This window comes from Oceanisphaera marina (assembly GCF_014643915.1).
Taxonomy (GTDB): domain Bacteria; phylum Pseudomonadota; class Gammaproteobacteria; order Enterobacterales; family Aeromonadaceae; genus Oceanimonas; species Oceanimonas marina.
Genome location: NZ_BMKE01000011.1, coordinates 100,252 through 110,178, shown reverse-complemented (window position 1 = coordinate 110,178; position 9,927 = coordinate 100,252). Strand labels below are relative to the sequence as shown.

Sequence of the window (9,927 nt, the reverse complement as noted above, 5' to 3'; positions counted from 1 at the left end):
GATGAAATATCATGGATGCAAGAAAATGTTAAAAATCTTGGAATTCAAGGAAAAGAACTGCACTCTACTTTTTTCATTAAAAACAAAAATCTATATAAACATATTAAAATACACAAAATAGAAGCTTCTTATACTTTTGACTTTGAAAAACATAGTGGCTCTTGTAATATATCTTTTGAATTTACAGAGTTCATGACTAAAGAAGCATTAGATGCTGAACTATTGATAAGTGTAAACGGAATAAGATTTAAAAATAATGAATCGGGAATAACACAGAGCAAAATAAAAGAAACACTATTAAGTCAAGTGGAAGATTCCAAGCTTGAATTGTATAATAAATATTCAAATTAATTATATCTTCTTGGTCTGGCAGTTTTAAATCTCACTGCCAATATCACACCGATGAGAAAGACAGCAAGGATTGCTGGAGCCGAACGTCAAATGCCAGCGCCGAAAAATGCTCCTGCCATTTCGGCATTCCCGCCATCCTTCGGCGGTTAACGGCATTTGCCAAAGCCGGATGGGGCGAGCTTGTCTCGCCGAGACGAACGATTTTAGCCTGACCGAACATCCAGTGAATGTTCGCAGCTGGCTAAAATTGTGAGTGGCATATCCTTAAGCGAGTCGGCGTAAACAACCTTGCTGACGCTGTATGCACACACTCAACCTGCCAACAACGCCAGAAAAAAAGTGAGGAATATCTGCTCATCCTTAAATTTTTAGAACTAACCGGCAATTTAACATCAATAAGAAAGTTATAGGCTTAAGGAGCCTGAACATTAACCTCTATCAATAGAATCATCAAATTCACATGAATGATTAATTAGCTTATCTGCTATAGCTTCTAAGCGTATTCTGTCTTTAGCTTCAACTTCTTTAAAGTTAAGTTTATCTTTTAAAAATAAAAACTGATCTAGCTTATGCTCTAACTCGTCTATAGCTGACTTTTTTACTACTTCGGAATAAGGCTTGGCGGTATCAGGGAATAATTTTCTTGGGAACCCATCTTCTGGAAAACCCATAGATCTGTATGTAAATCCAGGGATGTCGGGCTTTTTATCTATCAGATCCGCAACTCGGCAGATCCATGTTGAACTAGGTCCAATCTGTTTTAATAAAAAATCAATTACGAAAATGAGACCGTAAAATTTGTTTTTTTGGCTTTCATCTAACGCCAATAAATTAAAGTATCCTTTGCGAGGTATTAACAATGTTCGTGGGTTAGAGCGATTACTAAGACGCGCATGATGAGCACATCTATTACGTATTCCGTTCAAATTAATTAACCAGTTGTCGAGTTCTTTACGACTATCAAGGCCTAGGCGGTGACAAATTAGATCTTGGTTTTTTCCGGACAGTATACTATATAGTTTTGATAGTGAACCAAAGTCCCAAACTTCAGAGACGACCCAAATAGGAAGAGGCTTCCCCTTGCTTTTGTGATCTTCAATGCTGTCTTCTTTACTACTTTTAATTAAACGCTCTTGCCGACTTAACCAGTCATCATAACGAATTTTAGAATCGGCCTTAAAAGCATCTTTAGAAAATTGTTTTTTATCTAAATATGCTAGCGGGTTAATTCTACCAAGCTCATGCGCGATAATACTACGGAGGTATATCTCTATCCTCTCAAGAGCATCGAAAAACTCAACCCTCAGCTTTTTATCGAATAGATAAAATTCGAAGATATTTTCAAAGCATGTATTTTTTTGGAATTCATCTTCATGTCGAATTCTCTTTTCTACACGCTTAAATTTTCGTGATGTGTGCCAGTAACCAGAGAGCCTATAATAACCAACCTGAGTCAGCTTCCGCTGAGCCCTTAATGGGTCTCTAATTAGCATGCCTCTATCAATAAGGCGCTGAATGAGTTCGTCATATTCAAAAAATGGCTTAACTTCAATAGGTTGCATCATTTTATAAATTTTAGGCAAAAAAAAGGCCAAGACGTCACTGATGCTAGATCAGGAGAGGACATTGGCGCTGTTGGATAAATCATACGCCAATCATATTGTATGTCAATAATATCCTAACAAGCCGCTTCAACTGTCTCTTGCTGGAATATTTTAACATAAAAATACCCAGCACCTGCTCGGCCTTTAGTTTTTATATCCCACCGGCAACACCGCACCGGCGAGAGAGGCAGCAGGGATTGCTGTAGCCGACCGTCAAATGCCAGGGACGGCATTTGCCGAGCGCCGCATGGATGCGGGTTAAGCGCGTCGGCGTAAGCAACCCTGCTGCCTCTATACACACTCCATATCAGCCAAAGACGGTTCTTATCTTTGGTTAATGTTTCAGTGTTGTCTTCAAGCTTACCGCTTCCGGCTGGGGTCCTATACTTCAACTGATATTTCCTATCAGACAGGAGGACATGTTATGCCGGCCAAACGACTACAACAATACCTGGACCAACAAGGGGTCAAATATCGGGTAATTACCCACTCGCCGGCGTTTACCGCACAAGATGTGGCAGAAGTCGCCCATGTACCGGGCAGCGTACTGGCCAAAGTGGTGATCGTGACCCTGGATGGCCAGATGACCATGATAGTGGTGCCCGCCCCCAAGAAGATCCATACCGACACCCTCGCCCAGGCGCTGTCGGCGAAAGAAGTGACCCTGCTACATGAAAACGACTTTCGCGAGCAGTTTCCCGACTGTCAGGTTGGTGCCCTGCCCCCCTTTGGCAACCTGTATGAAATGCCGGTGTATCTCGATGCCGAACTCGCCCACCAGCCAGAAATCGTGTTCAGTGCCGGCAGCTACCGAGAACTGTTCAGCCTGCCCGTAAAAGACTACCTGAGACTGGTGCAGCCGAAACAGTTTTCCGGCTAGCCCAGGCGTGTGCCGCACCCAACAAAAAGGCCGAGCAACAGCTCGGCCTTTTTGTTTTTGGTTCACACCGACAACACAAATGCCAATGGGAAGCTAAAGGGTGTCTGCTCAGCCGACCATCTGCGCCAAGGATGGCGCGGTTTGAGCCCCCATGGAGGGTTTACGGCGAGTCGGAGGAGTAGTGCCCTTTACCCGACTTTATGCATCAGCTACAGACCGAGTCAGTCTTTGCCTTGGTGTTGTCTTCCAGCTTCAAGCTTACCGCTTCAAACTGCTTTTAGTGCTGGTGACCACCTTCGCCGTGGGCGTGGCCGTGAGCAATTTCTTCTTCGGTGGCAGCACGTACGCTGACCACTTCCAGATCAAAATTCAGCGTCAAACCGGCCAACGGGTGGTTCATGTCTACGTCGGCCATAAACTTACCCACCTTAGCCAGCGTCACCTGACGCTCGCCCTGCTCGGTGTGAACGGTAGCCATCATGCCGGCTTTCCAGTTTTTAGCACCGTGCAAATGCTTCACCGGTACCCGCTGAATCATATCGTCTTTACGCTCGCCGTAACCTTCTTCCGGAGTCAGGGTGATGCTGAAGCTCTCGCCTTCTTCCTTGCCGGTCATCGCTTTTTCAATGCCTTCCAGCATGCCCTTGTGGCCATGCAAATAGGCCAGCGGCGCGTTGTCTACGTTGGTGTCCAGCACCATGCCGTCTTCATTTTTAAGGGTGTAATTGAACTGTACTACCGTGTTGTCTGCAACTTGCATCGAAGATCCCGTTATAGCTTGAATAAAAATAGGGTGAAATAATAACAGATGGCACGGCCGGTGATGAGTAAAGTGTGAAGAGTAAAACGGACAAGCGAAAGAAAGACACCGCAGCCAGTCCGGCATGACAGCAAAAAACGGTGTGTAACTTGGTGCTGGGCGCCGGCCGCTCGGCGCTGCCGTCTGTCAAATTGAGCACTATGGGGGTTTGGGATACACTGACAGTTAAATTAGCTGTCGAGAATCAATGTCACATGTCCAAAACCCAAGACAATATCCGCATCATAAAGAAATACCCCAATCGTCGCCTGTACGACAGCTTTACCAGTAGTCATGTGACCTTGGTGGATATACGCCGGCTGGTGCAAGAAGAAGAACCGTTTCAGGTGGTGGATGCCAAAAGCGGCGAAGACATTACCCGCAGCATTTTGCTGCAAATCATTCAGGAAGCCGAAAGTGACGGCAACCCTATTTTCTCCAGCGCCATGCTGAAAAACATCATCCGCTTCTATGGCCCCTTTCAGGGCGTGCTGGGCAGCTACCTGGACGAAAGCATTCAGTCGGTGATCGACATTCAGACGCAGGCGGGCTCGCAATCATCAGAAGCCTGGACCGAGTTCATGCACGGTCAGGTGCCCATGATGCAAGACATGATGCGTCAATATGTTGAACAGTCTCGTGATCTTTATATGAACACGCAAAACATGTTCGGCCTGTTTGGCGGCTTTGGCAGCAAAACCGAGCCAAAAGCCGATCCCGAAAACAACAAAGACAAAAAAGGCGATAAGGAATAACCCCTATCGCCTAAAACGAATAACCGCTGTAATTAGTCGTTATTAGTTGGTTTTTGCATTACCGCGAGCAGCCTTGGCATTGTTGCTCGCCTGGGCAGCCGCTGCCGTAGTGGCAGTGTTCAGGTTTTTCTCGGTCGCTTCAACAACCTGGCGAGCCGTCTTTTCAGACTGTTCGGCAGCCTGCTTTACCGCATTTCCGGCAATTTCAGTGGCGTTTTTAGCCGCTTTTTGTGCCTGCTCATAGGCTTCGTTGGCATTGGTAACCGCTGTTTTCAGTGCGGTTACTGCTGACTCGCTGCCTGCTGGAGCGTGACCGGCCAACTGCTCAATCACGTCATTCAGCTGCTGGTTGCCAGTGGCAATCTGCTGCTCGGCAAACTGGCCAATCTGCTGCTGGCTATCGCTTAATACGGCGGTCACTTCACGGTTGAAAGCCAACTGGCGATCCAGCAGTGCGCTTGGGCTGAAGAAAGCACTTTGCAACTCAAAGAATTCCTTGGCGTCGCGTACGGCCAACAGCTTGTTGGTGTAGTCAAACTGAGCGGAGCTCAATTCGGTTAACGAATTCTGTTGCAGCTGGCCCAGCTTGGTGGCGCCGGCAACCAGATTGTTGGTCAGGTCTTGCAGCAAGTTCAAGTTGCTTTGCTGGGCTGCTTGCAGTTTAGAAAAATCGAATAATGACATTGTATATCTCCTGAAGAATGGGGGGCTCTTGGCCGAGTACGCCAGCAAGAAAAACATCATCACTTCATTTCTTAGCATCGGCGCACAACCCATTATTGCACTGCACAAAACGCTTTTACAAGTCTTTTTTTGTGCACCGCAAAATCAAAGCCTCATCCACCGTTTATTTCAGCCTGCCAAACCATCAATAGTCCGCAGGCAAGCGCCCCTCAGGCTGCAGCACAGGTAAGCAAAACAACTCACAGATGCTGTTTAACTCCCGTTGTGCTGCACCTGCGCCTGTAGGGTAAAAAAATATAATAATTCATGAGTTAATTGTTCACATAAATGTAATCAAAACTGTACCGAATGTTTATTTGGTCATATTATTGTTATCATATGTGCGGCGGGTCACACTTGTCGGGTTGCCAACGGCCGTTCTCGTTGTTCTCACACCGAAGACTGACATGGCAAGAGCCGTGATGAGCCAAGCCAGTGCCACAGCAATACACTCTTGAAGAATAAAATGATGATGCAAACTGCCTCCTTCGCCAGGTTTTCGTTTTAACAATTTCCGTATTGTAAAAATGACTTCCAAAAATTGGTTGATCGTCACAGTTTTTTTTGTATCATCACACTACGGGTTGCGTGGTTGTTAATCGCTTCACCAAGCGAAAACCACGCGCCACTACATGGATAATCAACAATGGTGCCGAGAGCACCTCAGATGAATGGATACCGATTATGGCTAAAATGAAAGCAATCGAGGCAGTCGCCAAAATCCTTGAGCTGGAAGGTGTAACTAAAGCCTTTGGCGTTCCCGGCGCCGCTATTAACCCGTTCTACGCAGCACTGCGTGGCCTGGGTACTATCGAGCACGTGCTGGCCCGCCACGTTGAAGGCGCGTCACACATGGCCGAAGGCTACACCCGTGCAAACCCAGGCAACATTGGTATTTGTATTGGTACTTCCGGCCCTGCCGGTACCGATATGATCACCGGTTTGTACTCAGCCATGGCTGACTCGATTCCTATTTTGTGCATCACTGGCCAGGCACCACGTGCTCGCATGCACAAAGAAGACTTCCAGGCTGTAGACATCGAGTCTATCGCCAAGCCTGTTACCAAATGGGCATCTACCGTACTTGAGCCAGCTCAATTGATCGGTGCTTTCCAAAAAGCATTCCACCTCATGCGTTCAGATCGTCCAGGCCCGGTATTACTTGACCTGCCGTTCGACGTACAGATGGCTGAAATCGAATTTGATGCCGAAGCTTACCAGCCAATGACTGCGTACAAGCCAGCTGCTAACCGTATTCAAATCGAAAAAGCGCTGACCATGCTGAACGAGTCAGAGAAGCCGCTGCTGGTTTCTGGTGGTGGTGTTATCAACGCCAACGCAGACAAGCAACTGACCGAGTTTGCCGAGCTGGTAAACGTGCCGGTTATTCCTACGCTGATGGGCTGGGGTACTATCCCTGACGACCACGCGCTGATGGCAGGTATGTGTGGTCTGCAGACTTCACACCGTTACGGTAACGCCAACGTACTGGCATCCGACTTCGTGTTGGGTATCGGTAACCGTTTTGCCAACCGTCACACCGGTTCTGTTGATGTTTACACCAAGGGCCGCAAGTTCGTCCACGTAGACATAGAGCCGACTCAGATTGGTCGCGTATTCTGCCCGGATCTGGGTATCGTATCCGACGCTGGCGCCGCTCTGGATCTGTTCCTGGAAGTTGCCAAGGAATGGAAAGCTGCTGGCAAGCTGAAAGATCGCTCTGCCTGGGTTGCCGAGTGTCAAGAACGCAAGCGCACCATGCAGCGTAAGACCAACTTCGACAACGTACCTGTTAAACCACAGCGCGTTTACCAGGAAATGAACAAGGTATTTGGTCGCGATACGACTTATGTATCTACCATTGGTTTGTCTCAAATTGCTGCTGCCCAGTTCCTGCACGTGTATAGCGCACGTAACTGGATCAACTGTGGTCAGGCCGGCCCTCTGGGTTGGACTATTCCTGCCGCTCTGGGTGTGGTTGCTGCAGACAAGTCGCGCAACGTTGTTGCCATCTCTGGTGACTACGACTTCCAGTTCATGATCGAAGAACTGGCCGTTGGCGCACAGTTTAAACTGCCGTACATCCACGTACTGGTAAACAACTCCTACCTGGGTCTGATCCGTCAGGCACAGCGTGGCTTCGACATGGACTTCTGTGTTCAGTTGTCATTCGAAAACATCAACTCTCCTGAACTGGGCGAGTACGGTGTTGACCACGTTAAGGTTGTTGAAGGCCTGGGCTGTAAAGCCATCCGTGTTTACAAGCCAGAAGACATCGCTCCTGCACTGGAACAAGCCAAGAAGCTGATGGCTGAGCACTCTGTACCAGTAGTGGTTGAAGTGATTCTTGAGCGTGTAACCAACGTGTCTATGGGCGTTGAAATTGACGCGGTTAACGAGTTTGAAGAACTGGCAGAGAAAGGCGTTGATGCCCCTACTGCTATTTCAATGCTCGATTAATTAATACCTTAAAGCCCAGCCATCAGGCTGGGCTTGTTTTTGCCCCCAATTAATGAAGGACATTGTTATGCCTAAATTAGCTGCCAACTTGTCTATGCTGTTTACCGAAGTGGCCTTTATGGACCGCTTTGACGCCGCCGCTAAGGCTGGCTTCAAGGGTGTAGAATATCTGTTCCCTTATGCTGAAACTGCACAAGACATTAAAGCCAAACTGGATGCCAATGGTCTGACTCAGGTGTTGTTCAACCTGCCAGCCGGTAACTGGGAAGGCGGCGAGCGTGGCATTGCTTGCCATCCAGACCGTGTTGAAGAGTTTCAAGCCGGTGTTGACAAGGCGATTGAATACGCCAAGGTGCTGGGTAACAGCCAGGTGAACTGTCTGGCCGGTATTCAGCCTGCTGGCGTGTCTTATGACGAAGCCGAAGCCACTTTTGTTGCCAACCTGAAATTTGCCGTTGATAAGCTGGAAGCAGCAGGCATCAAGCTGGTAATGGAAGCGATTAACACCCTAGATATCCCTGGTTTCTTCCTGAACAACACCAAACAAGCTCAGTCTATCCGCGAAAAAGTGGGTAGCGCTAACTTGTATCTGCAGTATGACATTTACCACATGCAGATCATGGAAGGCGACTTGGCGCGCACCGTTAAAAACAACCTGTCTAACATCAACCACGTACAGTTGGCTGATAACCCAGGTCGTAACGAGCCAGGCACAGGTGAGATCAACTACGAGTTCTTGTTCAAATACCTGGACGAAGTAGGCTACGACGGTTGGATTGGTTGCGAATACAAGCCAGCCACCACCACCGAAGCGGGTCTGACCTGGTTGAAGAAGTACAACCTGGGCTAAATCCGGACTGTGCTGCTTAAACAGCACTGCATATCTTCAAGGTTGCGGATGCCGGCATTGAATGGCCTGGCATCTGCTGTCCCCACAAGCTAAAAAGGAACTTACGATGAAAATTGGTTTTATCGGTACCGGTATCATGGGCAAGCCCATGGCTGAGAACCTGCAAAAAGCAGGTTACACTCTGTATTTCTCTGAGCACTTCAACGCAGCACCTGCTGACCTGGTGAATGACAAGGGCATTGCCCTGGCCACGCCTAAAGCCGTTGCTGAAGCTGCCGACGTTATCATTACCATGGTGCCCGATACCCCACAGGTTGAAGACGTACTGTTCGGTGAGAACGGCGTAGCCGAAGGCCTGACTGCTGGCAAAATCGTAGTAGACATGTCTTCTATCTCTCCGATTGCTACCAAAGTTATCGCCAAGCGCGTTAACGAAACTGGCGCAGACTACCTGGATGCTCCAGTATCTGGCGGCGAAGTTGGTGCTATCAACGCCACTCTGACCATCATGGTTGGCGGCGAGCAGTCTGTGTTCGACAAGATCAAGCCTCTGTTCGAAATCATGGGTAAGAACATTACTCTGGTAGGCGGTAACGGTGACGGTCAGACTACTAAAGTGGCTAACCAGATCATTGTTGCTCTGAACATTGAAGCCGTTGCAGAAGCCCTGGTATTTGCTTCTAAAGCCGGTGCCGATCCTGCCAAGGTGCGTGAAGCACTGATGGGCGGTTTCGCTTCTTCCAAGATCCTGGAAGTGCACGGCGAGCGTATGGTTAAGGGTACTTTCGACCCAGGTTTCCGTATTGCACTGCACCAGAAAGACCTGAACCTGGCTCTGACTGGCGCACGTGAACTGGGTGTTTCTCTGCCTAACACTGCCGGCGCACAAGAGTTGTTCAACACTTGTAACGCCCTGGGCGGTGCTGGTTGGGATCACTCTGGTCTGGTTAAGGCGCTTGAGCACCTGGCCAACCACAATATCCGCGGCGAGTAAGCCCGCTACCTGCCCGTTGGTGTAGCACTGACGGGCAAGTAAGAATTGGGGCAGGCAACGATAAGTACGAGCTTTCACTCAGGGGGCTTTGTGTTAGGTCTTAATTATCGCTTGTGCTGCCCCGCCTCTTTAAACACAGCCATCTGCTAGTCACAATATCCACCTCCTACTGCCCTCGCCATACACCCGCATTATCTCGCCAAGAGAAAAATTCAAACAAGACTCCTTTAGAGCTTACCAGTCACAGCCCTTTACTGAACTGACGCGAGTAGCCGTCACATGCTTGTTATTTAAACACCGGCGATTTTTCCCCTTCATAGTTTTCAGAGCTATGCCACTGTCGGCATGCAAATTTATAACCTCGGTTACACAATACGTAAATATCCTTCATCTATCGTTGCTAAATTGTTAACAAGACTTTATTAATGCTCCCGAGCCAGCATGTCGCCATGATGTCTCGTAAATAAATGAGCGAAAGGTGGTGTCTACGCGTTAGCACCTTAACGATTAA

At 48.2% G+C, this 9,927-nt stretch carries 9 protein-coding genes; 6 read left to right on the top strand and 3 right to left on the bottom strand.

What is annotated here, in order from left to right; translation table 11 throughout:
* The coding region (locus IEW52_RS08490; RefSeq protein WP_229667860.1) for a hypothetical protein at window positions 1-351 on the top strand (351 nt) is incomplete at its 5' end.
* 428 nt (window positions 352-779) lie between these two features.
* On the opposite strand, the gene IEW52_RS08485 is transcribed toward IEW52_RS08490, so the two are convergent.
* Entirely contained in the window at window positions 780-1,916 is a 1,137-nt protein-coding gene (locus IEW52_RS08485; protein ID WP_188629632.1) for an Abi family protein, read from the bottom strand.
* Between the two features lie 463 nt (window positions 1,917-2,379).
* On the opposite strand from IEW52_RS08485, the gene IEW52_RS08480 reads away from it, so the two are divergent.
* A complete protein-coding gene (locus IEW52_RS08480) occupies window positions 2,380-2,835 on the top strand; it encodes an aminoacyl-tRNA deacylase (RefSeq protein WP_188629631.1) in 456 nt (151 codons plus the stop codon).
* 277 nt (window positions 2,836-3,112) lie between these two features.
* On the opposite strand, the gene IEW52_RS08475 is transcribed toward IEW52_RS08480, so the two are convergent.
* A complete protein-coding gene (locus tag IEW52_RS08475) occupies window positions 3,113-3,595 on the bottom strand; it encodes an FKBP-type peptidyl-prolyl cis-trans isomerase (RefSeq protein ID WP_188629630.1) in 483 nt (160 codons plus the stop codon).
* A gap of 254 nt (window positions 3,596-3,849) precedes the next feature.
* Between IEW52_RS08475 and phaR the strand changes: the two genes are divergently transcribed.
* A complete protein-coding gene (gene phaR / locus IEW52_RS08470; protein ID WP_188629629.1) occupies window positions 3,850-4,389 on the top strand; it encodes a polyhydroxyalkanoate synthesis repressor PhaR in 540 nt (179 codons plus the stop codon).
* 42 nt (window positions 4,390-4,431) lie between these two features.
* Here the strand turns inward: phaR and IEW52_RS08465 are convergent, their stop codons facing one another.
* Window positions 4,432-5,073, bottom strand: a complete 642-nt coding sequence (locus IEW52_RS08465; protein ID WP_188629628.1) for a phasin family protein — start codon at window positions 5,071-5,073, stop codon at window positions 4,432-4,434.
* A 723-nt stretch (window positions 5,074-5,796) separates the two neighbouring features.
* On the opposite strand from IEW52_RS08465, the gene gcl reads away from it, so the two are divergent.
* From gcl to glxR, 3 genes are all read left to right on the top strand, one after another.
* Window positions 5,797-7,572 carry a glyoxylate carboligase gene (gcl, locus tag IEW52_RS08460; protein ID WP_188629627.1) on the top strand — a complete coding sequence of 592 codons (1,776 nt, stop codon included), beginning with the start codon at window positions 5,797-5,799 and terminating at the stop codon, window positions 7,570-7,572.
* A 67-nt stretch (window positions 7,573-7,639) separates the two neighbouring features.
* Window positions 7,640-8,422, top strand: a complete 783-nt coding sequence (gene hyi, locus IEW52_RS08455) for a hydroxypyruvate isomerase (RefSeq protein WP_188629626.1) — start codon at window positions 7,640-7,642, stop codon at window positions 8,420-8,422.
* A 106-nt stretch (window positions 8,423-8,528) separates the two neighbouring features.
* Window positions 8,529-9,416: a 2-hydroxy-3-oxopropionate reductase gene (glxR, locus tag IEW52_RS08450; RefSeq protein WP_188629625.1), complete on the top strand. Its 888-nt coding sequence runs from the start codon at window positions 8,529-8,531 to the stop codon at window positions 9,414-9,416.
* Window positions 9,417-9,927: the final 511 nt, after the last annotated feature.